Source organism: Kribbella sp. NPDC051718 (assembly GCF_040681515.1).
Classification (GTDB): Bacteria; Actinomycetota; Actinomycetes; order Propionibacteriales; family Kribbellaceae; genus Kribbella.
On record NZ_JBFAYZ010000024.1, the window covers coordinates 1 to 15,772 of the forward strand.

Annotated in this window: 17 protein-coding genes and 2 tRNA genes; 9 read left to right on the forward strand and 10 right to left on the reverse strand. The window is 66.8% G+C overall.

The annotated features are described in order from the left end of the window. From AB0M15_RS41465 to AB0M15_RS41485, 5 genes are all read left to right on the forward strand, one after another. Nucleotides 1-453: transposase (locus AB0M15_RS41465; RefSeq protein WP_363832806.1), on the forward strand; the 453-nt coding region annotated here is incomplete at its 5' end. A 104-nt stretch (nucleotides 454-557) separates the two neighbouring features. After that, nucleotides 558-1,736 carry an amidohydrolase family protein gene (locus tag AB0M15_RS41470; protein ID WP_363832808.1) on the forward strand — a complete coding sequence of 393 codons (1,179 nt, stop codon included), beginning with the start codon at nucleotides 558-560 and terminating at the stop codon, nucleotides 1,734-1,736. Between the two features lie 25 nt (nucleotides 1,737-1,761). Then, on the forward strand, nucleotides 1,762-2,307 hold the full coding sequence (locus tag AB0M15_RS41475; protein WP_363832810.1) for an ATP-binding protein: 546 nt from the start codon (nucleotides 1,762-1,764) through the stop codon (nucleotides 2,305-2,307). Between the two features lie 10 nt (nucleotides 2,308-2,317). After that, nucleotides 2,318-2,809, forward strand: a complete 492-nt coding sequence (locus AB0M15_RS41480; RefSeq protein ID WP_363832812.1) for a pyridoxamine 5'-phosphate oxidase family protein — start codon at nucleotides 2,318-2,320, stop codon at nucleotides 2,807-2,809. 36 nt (nucleotides 2,810-2,845) lie between these two features. Then, nucleotides 2,846-3,829, forward strand: coding sequence for an aminoglycoside phosphotransferase family protein (locus tag AB0M15_RS41485; RefSeq protein ID WP_363832814.1), 984 nt, complete (start codon nucleotides 2,846-2,848; stop codon nucleotides 3,827-3,829). On the opposite strand, the gene AB0M15_RS41490 is transcribed toward AB0M15_RS41485, so the two are convergent. From AB0M15_RS41490 to AB0M15_RS41500, 3 genes are all read right to left on the reverse strand, one after another. Continuing rightward, on the reverse strand, nucleotides 3,791-4,264 hold the full coding sequence (locus AB0M15_RS41490) for a DUF6069 family protein (protein ID WP_363832817.1): 474 nt from the start codon (nucleotides 4,262-4,264) through the stop codon (nucleotides 3,791-3,793). The genes AB0M15_RS41485 and AB0M15_RS41490 overlap by 39 nt on opposite strands. Further along, nucleotides 4,261-5,334, reverse strand: coding sequence for an RNA polymerase subunit sigma-70 (locus AB0M15_RS41495; RefSeq protein ID WP_363832819.1), 1,074 nt, complete (start codon nucleotides 5,332-5,334; stop codon nucleotides 4,261-4,263). The genes AB0M15_RS41490 and AB0M15_RS41495 overlap by 4 nt, the downstream gene beginning before the upstream one ends. Nucleotides 5,335-5,487: 153 nt before the next feature. Further along, nucleotides 5,488-6,396: a DUF4393 domain-containing protein gene (locus AB0M15_RS41500; protein ID WP_363832821.1), complete on the reverse strand. Its 909-nt coding sequence runs from the start codon at nucleotides 6,394-6,396 to the stop codon at nucleotides 5,488-5,490. A 360-nt stretch (nucleotides 6,397-6,756) separates the two neighbouring features. Here AB0M15_RS41500 and AB0M15_RS41505 point away from each other — a divergent pair, with 360 nt between their 5' ends. Then, on the forward strand, nucleotides 6,757-7,650 hold the full coding sequence (locus AB0M15_RS41505; protein ID WP_363832823.1) for a hypothetical protein: 894 nt from the start codon (nucleotides 6,757-6,759) through the stop codon (nucleotides 7,648-7,650). 52 nt (nucleotides 7,651-7,702) lie between these two features. Here AB0M15_RS41505 and AB0M15_RS41510 read toward each other — a convergent pair. Then, a tRNA-Ile gene (locus AB0M15_RS41510) sits at nucleotides 7,703-7,779 on the reverse strand. Between the two features lie 109 nt (nucleotides 7,780-7,888). Here AB0M15_RS41510 and AB0M15_RS41515 point away from each other — a divergent pair. After that, complete coding sequence (locus AB0M15_RS41515; protein WP_363832825.1) at nucleotides 7,889-8,035, forward strand: hypothetical protein; 147 nt, start codon at nucleotides 7,889-7,891, stop codon at nucleotides 8,033-8,035. 114 nt (nucleotides 8,036-8,149) lie between these two features. Here the strand turns inward: AB0M15_RS41515 and AB0M15_RS41520 are convergent. The 4 genes from AB0M15_RS41520 to dnaG all read right to left on the reverse strand — a co-directional run bounded on the left by AB0M15_RS41520 (nucleotide 8,150) and on the right by dnaG (nucleotide 11,798). Next, a tRNA-Asn gene (locus tag AB0M15_RS41520) sits at nucleotides 8,150-8,222 on the reverse strand. 93 nt (nucleotides 8,223-8,315) lie between these two features. Then, nucleotides 8,316-8,858: a hypothetical protein gene (locus tag AB0M15_RS41525; RefSeq protein ID WP_363832827.1), complete on the reverse strand. Its 543-nt coding sequence runs from the start codon at nucleotides 8,856-8,858 to the stop codon at nucleotides 8,316-8,318. Between the two features lie 59 nt (nucleotides 8,859-8,917). Further along, the gene (locus AB0M15_RS41530) at nucleotides 8,918-9,805 is read right to left on the reverse strand and encodes a sigma-70 family RNA polymerase sigma factor (RefSeq protein ID WP_363832830.1); all 888 of its coding nucleotides are present in this window, start codon (nucleotides 9,803-9,805) and stop codon (nucleotides 8,918-8,920) included. 85 nt (nucleotides 9,806-9,890) lie between these two features. Further along, nucleotides 9,891-11,798, reverse strand: a complete 1,908-nt coding sequence (dnaG, locus tag AB0M15_RS41535; protein ID WP_363832831.1) for a DNA primase — start codon at nucleotides 11,796-11,798, stop codon at nucleotides 9,891-9,893. Nucleotides 11,799-11,918: 120 nt separating this feature from the next. Here dnaG and AB0M15_RS41540 point away from each other — a divergent pair, with 120 nt between their 5' ends. Next, nucleotides 11,919-12,353, forward strand: coding sequence for a hypothetical protein (locus AB0M15_RS41540; RefSeq protein WP_363832833.1), 435 nt, complete (start codon nucleotides 11,919-11,921; stop codon nucleotides 12,351-12,353). Here AB0M15_RS41540 and AB0M15_RS41545 read toward each other — a convergent pair. Beyond that, nucleotides 12,330-13,574 carry an FAD/NAD(P)-binding oxidoreductase gene (locus AB0M15_RS41545; protein WP_363832835.1) on the reverse strand — a complete coding sequence of 415 codons (1,245 nt, stop codon included), beginning with the start codon at nucleotides 13,572-13,574 and terminating at the stop codon, nucleotides 12,330-12,332. The genes AB0M15_RS41540 and AB0M15_RS41545 overlap by 24 nt on opposite strands. A gap of 135 nt (nucleotides 13,575-13,709) precedes the next feature. On the opposite strand from AB0M15_RS41545, the gene AB0M15_RS41550 reads away from it, so the two are divergent. Next, on the forward strand, nucleotides 13,710-14,426 hold the full coding sequence (locus tag AB0M15_RS41550; protein ID WP_363832838.1) for a FadR/GntR family transcriptional regulator: 717 nt from the start codon (nucleotides 13,710-13,712) through the stop codon (nucleotides 14,424-14,426). Here the strand turns inward: AB0M15_RS41550 and AB0M15_RS41555 are convergent. Beyond that, a complete protein-coding gene (locus AB0M15_RS41555; protein WP_363832841.1) occupies nucleotides 14,382-15,656 on the reverse strand; it encodes a deoxyguanosinetriphosphate triphosphohydrolase in 1,275 nt (424 codons plus the stop codon). The two genes, AB0M15_RS41550 and AB0M15_RS41555, sit on opposite strands and share 45 nt — an antisense overlap. Nucleotides 15,657-15,772: the final 116 nt, after the last annotated feature.

Sequence of the window (15,772 nt, forward strand, 5' to 3'; positions counted from 1 at the left end):
CTGCAAGGCGAGGTGGAGGCACATTTTGGCCGGCACCCGGACGCTGAAATCGTGTTGTCCCAGCCCGGCCTGGGAACGATCTTCGGCGCCCGGGTACTCGCAGAGTTCGGCGACGACACCGACCGCTACACCAGCGCCAAAGCCCGCAAGAACTACGCCGCGACCAGCCCGATCACCCGCGCCTCGGGCAAGAAGAAAATCGCCCTGGCCCGATTCGTCCACAACGACCGGCTCATCGACGCACTCATGGGCCAAGCCCTGTCCGCACTCACCGCCTCACCCGGAGCCCGCGCCTACTACGACAAACAACGAGCCCGCGGAATCGACCACAACCCCGCCCTACGCCAACTCGCCAACCGACTCGTCGGCATCCTCCACGGCTGCCTCAAAACCCGCACCCTCTACAACGAAACCACCGCCTGGCAACACCAACCCCAAACACTCGCCGCTTGACACCCTCAAGGCCTGGGATGTCTCCGTCGCGGTGAAAGCCGAGGTCCCGCGCACACCCCGCCAAGGGCAACCGGACCCCGTGCTGGCGCCGATGCCAGAACCCGTTGCCGGCGCCGGATCCGTCAGGCGGCGTCGCCCGCGAGGACCGGATCGTCATGCCCGGGTTCGTCGACAACCACAGGCACTCGTGGCAGACCGCGTTCCGGGGTGTCGGTTCGGACTGGACCTTCCCCGAGTGGGCGGTCGCCATGCATGGCACGGTCAAGCCGCACTACCAGCCCGAGGACGTGTACGTGGGCACGTTGCTCGGCCGGCTGGAGGCGCTGCACTCCGGCGTCACGACGATGCTGGACTGGTACCACGTAGCGCAGACCCACGAGCACGAGGACGCCGCGATCGCCGCACTGCGCGACGCTCCGGCGCGCTCGATCTTCTGCCTCGGCGCCGGCTGGGCCACCCCTCGCTCCGTCGACGACGACATCCGCCGCGTTCGTGCTGACCTGTCCGGCGACGGGCTCGTGACGCTCGCGTGGGGTCTGCGCGGTCCCGAGGACACCAGCATGGACACCGTCGCGCGGGAGCTGAAGCTGGCTGCCGAGCTCGACCTCCGGACCAGCCTGCACATCGTTGCCGAGGGCACCCAACGTCCGGTCGGCGACCTGCACGAGCACGGTCTGCTTCGCGACACCACGACCTTCGTACACGGCAACGGCATCAGTGACGAAGAACTCCGAATGCTCGCCGACGCAGGCAGTTCGCTCTCGATCAGCCCGGACGTCGAACTGAAGATGGGCTTCGGCTTTCCCTTGACCGGCCGCGCCCTGGCCGCCGGTCTGCGCCCGACGCTGTCCGTCGACGACGTCCCATCGGTCGGCGGCGACCTGTTCTCCACAATGCGTACCGCCTTCGCGGCCCAACGCGGTCTGGACGGCGGGCTCCGCTCCCGCGACCTGGTCGAGTTCACCACCATCGACGCCGCCCGCTCCTGCGGGCTGGAGTCTCGTACCGGCAGCATCACCCCCGGCAAGGACGCCGACCTCATCCTGCTCCGCACGGACGACCTGACCGTCTTCCCAGTCACCGACCCGATCGCCACCATCGTGAGCGCCGGGCACCCCGGGCTGGTCGACACGGTTCTCGTCGCGGGGCGGGTGGTCAAGCGCGACGGCGTACTGGTGGACGTGGACCTGGCCGGGTTGAGAACCCGCCTACTCAACTCCCGCAACCGGATCGCGGCTGCCGCGGGCATCTCCCTCAACACCCCCTGGCTCCCCCGCCCTTGAGGGCGTCGCTGGTACACCTGTCTGCATGCCCGCAACCGTCTACCTGATCGTCGGCCTCCCCGGCGCCGGCAAAACAACCCACGCAAAGCAACTGGAACTCAGTGTCCCGGCCCTGCGCCTCACGACAGACGAATGGCAGATCGCCCTCTTCGGCGACCAGAACCCGCCGGACGAACGCGACCTGATCGAAGGCAAGCTGATCCAGCTCGGCATGCGCACCGCCGAACTGGGCACCGACGTCGTCCTCGACTTCGGCTTCTGGAGCGAAGACGAACGCTCCGCCCTCCGCTGGATCGCCGGCACCGTCGGCGCCCACTGCCAGGTCGTCTACCTGCCGATAGACCACGAAGAGCAACGCCGACGCATCACCAACCGCTTCGCCACCACTCCCCAGGAAACCTTCCACATCACGGATGCCGAACTGGCGGACTGGCGAACCCAGTTCGAAGCCCCCGACGACGAAGAACTCCTCGGCTCGGTCATTCCGCCCGTCCCCTCCGACCACCCAACCTGGTCGAGCTGGGCCTCCCAACGCTGGCCATCCCTACCCGACCAGTACCTGGCCCCTTAGGATCCAACGCGTGGATGATCCGAATCTGGCAACGTGGCTGGGAGATCTGCAGGAGGCGTCGTTCAGCAAGGGCGGGGCCGTACGCACGGCGTACCCACCGGAACGACGGCTGACCGGACCGCAACTGGCCGTGTACCTGGCCCGCCGAAGCTACGCGCTCGCCTCCACCACCCGAGCCGACGGCCGAGCCCACGCCGCCCCGACGCTCTTCACGGTCCATGCAGAGTCCTTCTGGCTCCCCACGCTGGGCAACGCGATCCGCCTCCGCAACGTACAGGCCAATCCCTGGCTGGCCCTCTCTGTACTGGAAGGCGAACACGAGACCCACGCCGCCGTCCTCACCGAAGGCCCCGCCGAGGTCCTCACAACGGCCCCGACCGAAGTCCTGGACCTCACCGAACAACGCAACAACGGCGGCACCCTCGACTGGGCAACCGCCTGGCTACGCATGACCCCCCACCGCCTCTTCAGCTTCGCCGAACACGCCTGGCGGGAGTCCTGATCGGAACTCCGTGCCGGTAGCACCCGTTGGTGAACCATGGACTCACCGACCGCGGAGGCCGTCGCGCACGCCTTCGATCTCGGGCGCCCACTGACCGACCTGGTGTTCGTCAGACGGGGCGCCACGGAGACCTGGCGACTCGATACGACTCGGGGTAGCTACTTCGTGAAAGGCGCCTGGGACGGTAACGGCCTGCAGTTCACCCCGGGTGGGCTACCCGATCAACTCGAGGCCGCAATGGCCTTTGAGCGCCGCGCCCTCGAGGCGGGCATCGACATGGCGGAGCCTGTCCCGCCGGTCCATCCCTGGCTGGGGTCCGTTGCTCGAATCAACGATCGGCTCTTCCGCGTCAACCCCTGGATCGACCACCGCCCGCTGCGCCCCAACGACGACCTTGCCGACTGGCTGGGCCGGACGATGGCCCAGATCCACCAACTGGAACCGCTGAATGACGTCGGACTACCGGACTGGTGGCGAGGCCCACTCTGGCCCCGCGCAACCTGGGAAGAATGGATCGACGAGGCCCAGCGACTTGATCGGTCCTGGTCTTCGCTCGCCCGCGACTGCCTTCCCACTGTCCTCGACCTGTCGACCCGGATCGAGGAGCTGTGCGAAGTCGCCCCCGACCCGGTCACAACCCACGGCGACTTCAAAACCCACAACCTGCTGATGACTCCCACCGGCCCGGTGCTCGTCGACTGGGACAGCGTCCGAGTCGACAGCGCCGCCCTCGAAGCCGGCCGGGTCGCCCACATCTTCGCCGCCGGCGACCCAGCCCAGCTCAATCGAATCCTCACCACCTACACCTCAGCCGGCGGCGACCTCAGCTGGCCCGGCTCAGACCTCTTCATCAGCGTCCTCAGGCACGACCTACAAATTCTGTCCGACCAAATCCTCGTCTCCCTCAACCGAAACCCGCCCGCTTGGTGGATGGGCGACGGCCGAACGATCGAGAAGAACCTCAACCAACTGCTGATCCAGCTACCCGTCCGAGCCGACGAACTCCGCCGCCCGTACTAGGCCGCGTACCAGTGTTGGAATCATCACCGTCGCGGCAACGAGGTGTAGCGCGACAAGAGCCCCGGTCGCGGAGCTGGTCGCGCCGGCAAGAAGCGGCGGTACCAGCGAGACCGCAGTCAACGACACGGCCGTCCACACGAATCGCTTGGCGGGCCGGGCGCTCCACCGAAGAAAGGCCGCGGCAATGCCAACACCCACAACCGAGAAGAACCCGGTCACCACAGCAAACCCGCCCAACGGAATCCTCTCCCCACCGGCCGGCACCTCGAACTCGACGCCGGCAGCCCCGACAAGCGCAGCAACACCCGTGGTAGCAACCATCGCCACGAGCACACCGACGAACCCCCTGCCGACAAGCCCACGGACCCGCTGGACATAACTCCCCCGACCCGATACCGCGCTCGCCACAACCCCGGCGTCGTTCGCGCTGCTCATGCCGTCCCTCCGTCGCCTGGAAGCCGCCGCGCCCCGTCGCCCGGAAGCAGGCCCGTGCTGTCCTTCGGGAGCTGGCGCTTGCCGTCCGGTGGTAGGTGGTCCGGTAGGGCTAGGCGTGAAAACTGGTTGGCGTGGAACGTGGTGATCTCGGTGATCGCCCCGCCGGTGATGCGCAGGACGTCGAGTGTCAGGGGCAGGTAGGCGTTCTCCTGCTGGCGCCACTGGTAGAAGGCGATGGCGGGCTGCCGGTTCACGGAGGTGACGACGCCACGCAGGCCCGTCATGCCTTCGAAGCCGCTCCCAACCCAGTCGCCCACCACCGCTTCGCGGCCGACGTACAGGCCCGGCGTGGGTGGCATCGACGAGCGGACATCGTCGCGCAGGAGGCCCGCAAGCGTGGTGATGTCGGTGGTCACGCTGGCTTCGGCGTACCGGCGTACCAGCTCGCGTGTGCCAGCGTCCTCCTCGCCACCAGTCCAGTCCTGCCGCTCAGCGGGCAAGTGCTCGCGCATGCCGGCCCGCGCCCGCTGCAGCGCGCTGTTCACCGAGTTGACCGAGTCCCCGAGCATCTCCGCGACATCCTTCGCCGGCCACCCGAGTACATCCCGCAGAATCAGCACAGCCCGCGGCCGCGGCGCCAGATGCTGTACTGCGACCAGGTACGCCAACTCGACCGTCTCCCGCGCAACAGCAACTGCCTCCGGCCCGTCCCCATCCCCCGCAGGCAACTCATCCAGCAACCGATCCGGATAAGGCTGCAACCACAACACCTCCCCACCAGCCGCAGCCTCCGGCCGAACCTTGGCGAGCAGATCCAGGCACGCATTGGTAGCGATCTTGTACAGCCAAGCCCGGAACGTAGACCGCCCCGCAAAGGTCTCCCGCCGCCGCCACGCCCGCAGAAACGTCTCCTGCACCGTGTCCTCAGCGTCCTCGAACGACCCGAGCATCCGATAGCAGTGCACATGCAGCTCCCGCCGGTGCCGCTCGGCCAACCCCGAGAACTCCGGCTCGCCGACCTCCCCCAGCCCGCTCACACCCAGCTCCTCCAGCCGCAGATCGGCAGTCATCACATCATCCTTCCGTCTCGTGACATCCAGTCGGATGTATGACGGATCAGGGCGCGACAACTCATCACCAGAGCCGCTCGGCCTCACTGCGGTTGCCGGAGTCCCCTCAGCGCACTCGAGCTGAACACACGCATCACATTTGACCGGCGTACGTCACGCCGACGGATTCTGCCCCGGTCTGTCGGGCGCCAAAGGAGAACCTCCCGCTTCTGCCGACGGCAGACCACCGGCAGTCACAGCAGCGTGGAACCGTGCACCGAAGGCCGTCCGCATCAGCATGCCGCGCCCGATGCTGACCGACGCGGCCCCGCGCTCGTCACCCTCGATGGCACGCCGGTACTGCGGACACCTCTCGACCCAGTCGTACTCTCGCTCATCCGTGAGAACCCGCGTGTAGTCAACGGTCACCAATCCCAGCCGAATCCAATTGTCGACCCAGACCGGCGTGAGCGGCTCGTCGCTGAGTTTGCCGGTTTTCCGGTCGACGATTGCGAGTACGTGGTTGTCGATGTAGTCGAAACTCCCGCTGGCGACATTGCGGATGAGTTGAACGATCGGGCGGGTCTCTTGCAGCATCTCCAGCAGGTACTCGGCTTCGTGCGGCGACAGCTGCTTGATGATCTCAGCGAACGCCGGATGCGCATGAGCCGAGTACCGGCCATCTGATGCCGTCGCCAGAAGGTTCAGATACATCTTTTTCAGATTCGGCTCAGTAAGTGAGTAGCTAAGCCCTTCCATCGCCGGTATCGCCAACGACAGCGGCGGCGTCACCAGCTCCTCGTCGGGAATCCCAGCCAGCTTGCCGGCCATGTCGGCATGGAAGTCCGTGTCGAAATAGGCCCTCGAGACGCCCAGATACCGGGCCAGCGGCTGATAGATCTTGAGCAGCAGCGCTTGCTTGACAGCAACCCGCCGCGCGTAGCTCTCGGCGGCAACCTGCATCGTCGCCGATTCCGCCGCCAGCTTCTGCAGCGTCGACAAATCAGCTTTGTCATCAACAACCTTCTTCGCCCCCGCAACCGCAGCCTTCGCAACGGCGGGCACGATCTCGCCTCCACTCATCAGTCCACAATAAGCCTCACCCGCTTTGGATGCTGGAGGAGCGATCGGCGGAGGGCGCGTCGGATGCTCTTTGCTGGTAGGCCCGAACCCACGACCCAGGGAATATCAGAGCCACGGCACCACCAACACTGATTGACAGCATTTTTCCCCTGTCTGACTATCGATCGCTGGTCCGGTCTCGTTCAGATCGTCAGCGAACACGGACCTCGGAGCACGCCCTGGATGCAACCGGCGGCGGGTCGAACTGGAGTGAGCCGTCACGGTCCATGACACCAGGGATCGAATATTTGTTCGATTAAAAGGCATTTGGTGCGCTCTCACGCCTAGACTGGCACTGCCGAGCCGGGGCACTGTGTAGAGGTGGATCTCAACACGGCGGCCGTGGAGCTGTACGGCCTGACACCAGACGAGTTCACCGCTGCCCGCAACCAACTGGCCAAGAACGCCGACAGCGCAACCGCGGAAGCAATCAAAGCTCTGCGAAAGCCGACCCTCGCGGCCTGGCTGGCCAACCTACTCGTCCGGACCGACCCAGACGGAGTCCACGCCCTCACCGAACTCGGCGAGGACCTGCGTGCTGCCCACCTCTCCGCGGACGGCGCCCACCTCCGCGCTCTGACCCTGAAGCGCCACGCCCTGGTCAAACAACTAGTCGCCTCCACCAAGAAAGAGGCCAAACAACTCGGCAAGACCGTGACCCCCGCAGTAGCCAACCGCCTGACCGAGACCCTCGACGCAGCACTCATCGACCCCGGCGCCGCGCAACTACTACGCACCGGGCACCTGACGAGCGCACTACGCCACATCGGATTCGGCGTCGTGGACGAAACCGGCCACCCCGCCAAACTCGCCCCGATGAGACCCCGCGCCATGCGCAGCACGCCGGCCAAGAACCCAAGCAAAGCCACCAAAGCCGCCGCGAGCCCGGACCGCCCCGGAGCCGAGCAAGCAGTGCAACGACGCCGCGCAGAACTACAGGCCCGCGCAGACAAGGTCGAAACGGACTACCGCGATGCCGAGCAGAAACGCGCCGAAGCCGAATCCGCCGTCGACGCAAACCAGCACCACATCGCAGACCTCCAGACCACGATCGACCGCCTGACAGACGAACTGGAACAAACCTGGCGACAACTACAGTCCGCCCAACGCGACACCTCAAGACTCGAACGCACCCTGACCCAAGCCACCCACACCGCAACTGCAGCCCAGCGCCGAAGAGACGCCCAACAGCAGCGGCTTGCCAGCTTCGGCTAGTTGACCGAACTCTTCTGTCTGCTGGTTCGGGTGCTGCGCGTGGGGAATTTGCTGGTGGGGCGGGTGGGACTCGAACCCACGACCCAGGGATTATGAGTCCCTTGCTCTAACCGGCTGAGCTACCGCCCCCGTGCGTGGTGATGGTATCGGATTCCAGGGGTGGGTCAGGGGGATGACGGAGGGGTTTTGGGGTGGGGGTGGGGGATGATGGGGGCTAGGTCCGATGGAAGGAAGTTCGATGGGCTTTTTCATCTTGCTGGTGGTTGTGGTGGCTGCCGTGGCGGCGTACAAGTTCCGGGTGCCGTTGATCGCGAAGCTGACCGGGCAGCCGCAGCACCGGATTCAGCGGGCGATCGAGCGGCGTAAGGAGAACAAGCGGCGCTGAGGTGCCGCAGAGTTCGCCGTCGTAGGTTGCTGCGGCGGCGGTCGCGCGGTTGGGCAGTGCGCCCTGTATATGCGGAAGGCCGGTTCCTGGTGAGGAACCGGCCTTTGAGTCTTGCTCCCGCGACTGGACTCGAACCAGTAACCTGCCGGTTAACAGCCGGCTGCTCTGCCAATTGAGCTACGCGGGATCGTGGTGCTTCTAAGTCCGCGATCCCGAGGACTTGAGTAGGTTAGCAGGACTGGGACCAACTACAAAAATGGGATTTGGGATCGCTTCCAGCTCAGATTCCGAACTCGTCCCGGACGGCTGCCAAAGCGGCTTCGGCGCGGTCGACCAGGCCGGGCTGGGTGGGCTCCAATCCCTTGTCCAGAACGAAGTTCCAGCTCACTGGGCTGTCGGGTTCGGAGGGGTTACGGCGGCCGACCACTCGGACGCCCTTCTTACCGGCCAGTGGGACGTGGCGCTGGACGAGGACGCTGGCGTCGATGCGTTCGCGTAGTAGCTGGCCGAAGCGGCCGGGGTCGTCGACTTTGAGTTCGGTGGCGCGCAGGGGTGTACCGAAGGAAGTGGTCTCGTAGACGCGCAGGACCGACTCCTCTGAGTCCCAGCCGGCTCGCTCGATCTTCTCCCAGCCGACGCGGCGTACCGCGCCTTCGGTCTCCGTTGGCAGGTAGAGCGCCGCGCGGCTGCCGGCGACCCAGTTGCCGTCGATCAGCTGGACCGCGGCCAGGACGTCTTCCTTGCCGCCGGGAGAATGCCTGGAGGCGACTGCTACCGCTTCGGTCAGCTCGCGCGGCCACGACGTACGACGAAGTCTCAGCACACCGCCATGATCGCAGCCCACCCCAACCCCGCTACCAAGCCGTCCCCTATTGAGGGCGCTCAGGCGGCGTAGTCGCGGAGGCCGATCGCGCAGCGGGGCCGGAGGGCGCGGAGAGCTTCGGCCTCCAGGGTGTGTACCTCCTCGGGGGTGATGCCCAGGGCGAGGGCGGTCTCCTCGGCTGAGGCGGCGGCAGGGCGGGTCAGGCCGAAGCGGAGGGTGAGGACTGCCCGTTGCAGGTCGTCGAGAAACTCCAGTTGGTAATGCAGATCACGTCGGAGGGCTGCCTGCAGGACTATCGCCTCGTCGTCGACGTATTGGTCGGTCTCCTCCAGGTCGAGGACTTCGGGGCGGACCTTCCAGGCGTATGCGCGCTCGACTCGGGCGATGGTGAGGCAGGCGCCCGCGGCTACCTCGGCGGTTGTTGGTTCGCGACCGAGTCGTTGGGTGAGGTCGCGCTGGACCGCGATCACCCGGCCGGCGTCTGTGTACGCCTGGGCGGGCATCCGGACGAGTCTGGAGCGGTCGGAGATGGCGCGGCCGATTGCCTGGCGGATCCACCAGATCGCGTACGTCGAGAAGCGGTGGCCGAGCTTGTGGTCGAAGCGCTCGACTGCTCGCATCAGGCCGAGATTGCCTTCCTGGATCAGGTCGAGCAGGGACATGCCTTTGCCGGTGTACCGCTTTGCGAGTGACACCACGAGGCGCAGATTGCCCTCGATCATTCTCCGGCGCGACTGCTCTCCCAGCACGACGATGGCTTGCAGGTCGTCGTGCAGCTCGGCAGAGGGCGCACAGTGATCTAGGCGGTCGGCGGCTAGTAGGCCGGCTTCTATCCAGGTGGCGTGGTCGGTGACCTCCTCGGTGGTCAGCAGTTCGTGGCGGCCGATGTCGCGGAGGTAGGCGATCAAGGCGTGCAGGTCGGCCGGGTCGCAGTCCAGGTCAGGCATGGCAGTCTCCCTCTGTCACTAGGGATAGTGCCTTGATCACCAGGGGTGATCGCCATGTAATTCAGAAGCTGTGGATAACCAAGCCTCAGATCGCGCCGCTGATCGCCTGTTCGCGGAGTTCGGCGCGGTACCGCTCGAGCGCGATCAACTCGCCGAACATCCGGTTGTAGTCGTCGGCCCGGTCGATCGGGTTCGTCCGCTGCAACTTCGACTTCAGGTCGGCGATCCGGCGCAGGCAGGTGAGCTCCTGCAGCCGCGCCAGATGCGCCCGCGCATAGATCTCATCCGGGTCGCGATCGAGGCGTACCGGATCGACAGCGAGCGCGCTGACCACAGCCGCCGCCGGATCGATCCCCATCGCCTCCCGGACCGCGACCACCCACGCCTCCCCCGGCGCCGCGTTCGCCGGCCCGCCGGTCTTGGCCATCGCACCGCGCACGGCCGCGAGCCACGGATGCGTGAAGTCCTGGTCGTCCAGCTCGTCGAAAGCAGTCCCCATCAAGTGCGGATACTGCATCGCGATCTTCAGCACATCCCACTCGATCACGAACCGCTGGTCCCGCGGCGACGGCAGATCCACCCGAGGCGGCGCGACGGGAGCCTCACTCGTCGTCTGCACCGGCCCACGGTCGATCACAGCAGCCGGAGCCGGGGCAGGACGAGAAGCAGCACGATGTACCTCCGTACGCACCTGATCCACCTCCATCCCCAGATGCCCAGCCAGCTCGCGCGTGAACGCATCCACCTTCGACCGGTCTCGAATGCTCACCACGAGCCGTGCCGCGTCGCGCAGCGCATCGATCCGCGTATCCGCCCGGTCCAGGTCGTACTTCGAGAGCACATTGGACAGTACGAACCGGTACAGCGGCACCCGTCGCCCGATCAGCTCCCGCACCGCCGCATCGCCCTTCTGCAGCCGCAGATCGCACGGGTCCAACCCGTCCGGCTCCACCGCCACATAGGTCTGCGACGCAAACGCCTGATCACCCTCGAAGGCCTTCAACGCAGCCCGCTGCCCCGCGCTGTCCCCGTCGAAAGTGAAGATCACCTCGCCGCGGAACTGGTCGTGATCCAGCAACAGCTGCCGCAACACCCGCGAGTGGTCCTCACCGAACGACGTCCCACAAGTGGCGACAGCAGTCTGTACTCCGGCCAGGTGGCAAGCCATCACGTCGGTGTACCCCTCGACGACGACCGCCTGCTTGCCCTTCGCGATCTCGCGACGCGCCAGGTCCACGCCGTACAGCACCTTCGACTTCTTGTAGATCGCGGTCTCACCCGTGTTGAGGTACTTCGCCTCGATCTTGTCGTCGTCGAACAGCCGCCGCGCCCCGAATCCGATCACGTCCCCGCCGGCGTCGCGGATCGGCCACATCAGCCGGCCGCGGAAGCGGTCGTACAGTCCACGCTGACCGTCGGAGCAAAGACCCGAGGCGACCAGCTCGGCGTTGGTGAAGCCGCGACCGCGCAGATGCGCCACCAGCGACTCGCCGCCGCGTGGCGAGAAGCCGACGCCGAAGGTCGCCGCGGCGTCGCGGTCGAAGCCGCGCTTGTCGAGGAACTGCCGCCCGGGCATCGCCTCCGGCGCGGTGAAGAGCTGCTCGGAGTAGTACTCCGCGGCGACCTTGTGCGCCTCGACGAGCCGCGGCCGCTGGTTGTTCTGCGAGCGCTGGATCGGCGCGCCGGATTCGTCGTACCGGAGCTGGATGCCGACCTTGGCGGCCAGTGTCTCGACGGCCTCGTGGAAGCTGATCTGATCGATCTTCTGGATGAAGTCGATCACGTCGCCGCCCTCTTGGCAGCCGAAGCAGTAGAAGAAACCACGGGCCGGGGTGACGTTGAACGACGGCGACTTCTCGTCGTGGAACGGGCACAGCCCCTTGAGCGATCCGCCACCCGCGTTCTTCAGGGTCACGTAGGAGCCGACGATCTCGTCGATCCGAGCCCGCTCGCGCACCAGCGCGATGTCCTCTTCCTTGATCCTGCCCGCCACGCGCCGAGTCTACGGTCCACCGGAAGCCACCGACACAACGGAGTACGACGACCGCCCGAAAAGCAGTTCGGATCACGGCCACACCAAGAGATACTCGCCTGCGAAGTGAGGTGGAATCGGATGAAGACGAGACTGCGGACCCTGCGGATCGGTGCTCGGCGGTGTGCATGGACCGCCCGGATCACGCATGTGCCCGGGGAGTACGACTGCCATCGGGCGATCCGGCTGCGAGTTTGGGGCAACGGCAAGAACAGCCGTGCGCTGCAAGTGGATCTGCTGTCCAACACGCCGCCCGGGCCGTGGGGTGCCTGCGCGATGGATACCGCCTATCCGACGTCCGGGGATGTTCGGGCGGTCGTCGAGTACGCGTTGGTCAACGGCTGGGAGGCGGACGAGGTCGGCGGGACCTTCGTACTGACCGAGCGCGAGCATGCTGCGGCGTTCGAGTTGCTGGACTTCCTGATCACCGATCGGCTGAACGACCCCACCGCGCCGGACCCGACTGAGCGGGTCCGGGCGGTGGTCGAACGGTCAGATGTCGGCAAGTTCCACTGACGTGTCTGCGAGGCGAGCTGGGTCGACGGGCTTCTTGGAGCGGATCAGCTGCTTGATCGGGTCGATGACGTCCCAGCCGCTGTTCATCTGCAGGCCCGCCAGGACGTGGTTGTCATCGGCCAGCCAGAACGCCAGGTAGGCGCCGGAGGCCGGGTCGCCGCGCAGCACGACCTGGTACGGCGTACCGGGCGGCACGTCGCCCGTGTACTCCAGGCTGACGTCGTACTGATCGCTGAAGAAGTACGGAAGCGCGTCCTGCGCGACCTCCTGACCGAGCATCGCCTTCGCCGCCGCCTTGCCGCTGTCCATCGCGTTCTGCCAGTGCTCGACGCGGATCGACCGGCCGAGGAACGGATGGTCCCAGCGAACCACGTCACCGGCGGCGTACACGCCCGGCACGGAAGTCTGCAGGTCCGGGCCGGTGAGGATGCCCAGCCCTTCCTCGCGGCTCGCCACCTTGATGCCGGCAGCTTCCGCGAGCTCGGTGTTCGGCTGGATGCCGACACCCACCACCACCAGATCTGCAGGCAGTACCTCACCGCTCGAGAGCCGGACGCCGGTGACCTTGTCGTCGCCCTCGAAGCCCTCGACGCCGGTGTCGAATCGCAGCTCGACCCCATGGCTGCGGTGCAGTTCGGCGAACAGGTCACCGATCTGCTGGCCCAGCACCGAGGCGAGCGCGGTCGACTGCGGCTCGACGACGGTGACCTCGCAGCCCCGCTCCCGCGCGGTCGCTGCGGTCTCCAACCCGATCCATCCAGCACCGACGACGACCACCCGTGGCTTCGCGGCGTACGCCTCGGCGAGTGCCTTCGACTCCGCCATCGTGCGGAGGTAGTGCACGCCGGCCAGGTCGCCACCCGGTACGTCGAGCTTGCGCACCCGGCTGCCCGTGGCGATCAGCAGCTTGTCGTAGCCGACCTCGTTGCCATCGGCCAAGGTGACCGTCCGCGCGGCGGTGTCGATCGCCGTCGCCGCGACACCCAGGCGGAGTTCGATGTTCCGCTCGTCGTACCAAGCCTGGTCGTGCAGCTGGGCGACCTCGGGCTGCTCCTTGCCGAGCAGGACGGTCTTGGACAGCGGCGGGCGCTCGTAGGGCAGCTCCGGCTCCTCGCCGATCAGCACGATCTCCCCCGTCGAGCCCTCCTTGCGCAGCGTGTCCGCAACCCTGGCGCCGGCCAGGCTCGCTCCGATGATGACAATGCGTTCCGAGTCGGTCATGGCACTGAGATTAAGCCTTCCGGCTCGCTCGCGTCAGGCAGCCGCGTCGGCGTACATGTCCGGTATGTGAACGGTGACGGCCGGCGCCGGACATAGGATGAATCAGCCGAAGTTCGGCGTACTACGGGAGGCGTGATGCGGGTGCGGGCGGGGGCTGCTCTGGAGGAGCGGATCATCGAGCTGATCCATGAGCGCGGGCTGGCGTCCGGAGCCGCGATGCCGACCGAGCCGCAGCTGATGGAGTTGCTCGGCGCCAGCCGGAACAGCGTGCGGGAGGCGATCCGGGCGCTGCAGGCGTTGGGGATCGTGGATATCCGGCACGGGTACGGGACGTTCGTCGGGCAGGCGTCGCTGACCGGGCTGACGACCTCGCTGGCGTTCCGGGTGCGGTCCACCGATGGGATCCGGGCGATCCGCGATCTGGTGGAGGTCCGGGAGCTGTTGGAGACCGGGCTGATCGGCGAGGTGGCGAAGGCGCGTACCAGCGAGCCGAAGCTGGCCGCGCTCGAGGCGCTGGTGACGGCGATCGCGCACGACTCGGGTGCTGACCGGGCCTTCCATGCGTTGCTCTACGAGAACTGCGGCAACGAGTTGGTGCTGCAGCTGATCGGGTTGTTCTGGGACACGTACCACGAGGTGGAGCATCTGCTGGGTGAGCCGGCGGATCGAACGGGTGACCTGATCGCCAATCACCGGCGGATTGTCGATGCCTTGCGTGATCGTGACTCGAAGGCTGCTCGTGATGCGATGCGGCTGCATTTCCGTGATGTTCGGGCGCGGATAAGCCACGCAGAGGAAGAGGCGAACTCAGCGGTTCGGGCTGACCAACCTCGTGTGCCAGCTGAGGGCTGAGGGGTCGGTGAGGGAGGCGACCTGGTCGATGATCACGCGGAGGCGGGCGTCGTCGTCCGCAGCGTCCTTGAAGTCGGCGGCGAAGCCGACGTCCAGATCCCGGGGCGCCGACTCCCAGAGCGCCTCGACCAACTCAGTGAGCAGTTCACGTTGGCTGGCCCGACGAGCCTGCCGCTCCGGCGAGTTGAGCACGTGGAACATCCCGATGCTCTTCAGCAACGCGATCTCCGTAGCGACACCGTCGGGCACGACCAGATCCGCCTCATAGCGGATCAGCCGCGACCGCCCGAACCGCGAGTGGGTCGCCTGCTCGGTCGCGGTCATGAGCCGGCCGATGAGTTGACTGGTCAGATCCTTCAGCCCACCAAGCGCCCGACGGCTGTCGTCGAAGGCCGCCCGAGGCCAGTACGGCAGTCCGGTCAGCCGCTCCCAGCTCTCGTCCAGCTCCATATCGGTTGCCTCTGGCAAGTAGATCCGCCGGACGGTCTCCCAGTACGGCGCCCGCTCGGCGTCCACCTGGCCGAGGTCGACATGGTGCGCGACGATCCCGTCCTCGACGTCGTGCACCGAGTACGCCACGTCGTCGGCGAAGTCCATCACCTGCGCCTCGAGACAGCGCCGCTCGCCGCCGGAGCCGCGCCCAGCTCGCGCGTCAGCGCCCGCATCGACCCCCTGCCGCAGCCAGTCGAAGACCGCCGCGTCATCGTCGTACACGCCGAACTTCCGTTGCCCCGGCTGCCGCAGCCACGGGTACTTCGTCGCCGCGTCGAGCGTCGCCCGGCTGAGGTTCAGCCCGACGCTCCGGCCCGCCGCGTCGAACGTCTTGGACTCCAACCGGGTCAGCAGCCGCAGCGTCTGCGCATTGCCCTCGAACCCGCCGATCTTCTCGGCGAGCTGGTCGAGCGCCCGCTCCCCGTTGTGCCCGTACGGCGGATGGCCGAGGTCGTGCGCCAGGCAGGCCGCGTCGACGATGTCCGGATCGCAGCCGAGCGTGCTGGCCAGCTCGCGGCCGATCTGGGCGACCTCGAGACTGTGCGTCAGCCTGTTGCGGACGAAGTCATCGCTCCCGGCGGTCGCGACCTGCGTCTTGGCGGCCAGCCGGCGCAGCGCGGCACTGTGCAGCACGCGCGCCCGATCACGCGCGAACGCGGTGCGCCCAGGCCGCTTGACCGGCTCCGCCACCCACCGCTCGGCATCATGCTCGTCATACCACTCGTGCTGCTTCCTCATTGCTTCTCACCCTAGCCACTGCCACCGACATTTAGGTTGGGTGTGTGCCCGCGGGTGGTCTTGCCACCGACTGGAACACGTGGTGATTCCTGAGAATTGAGCGATCATCCGCGGGC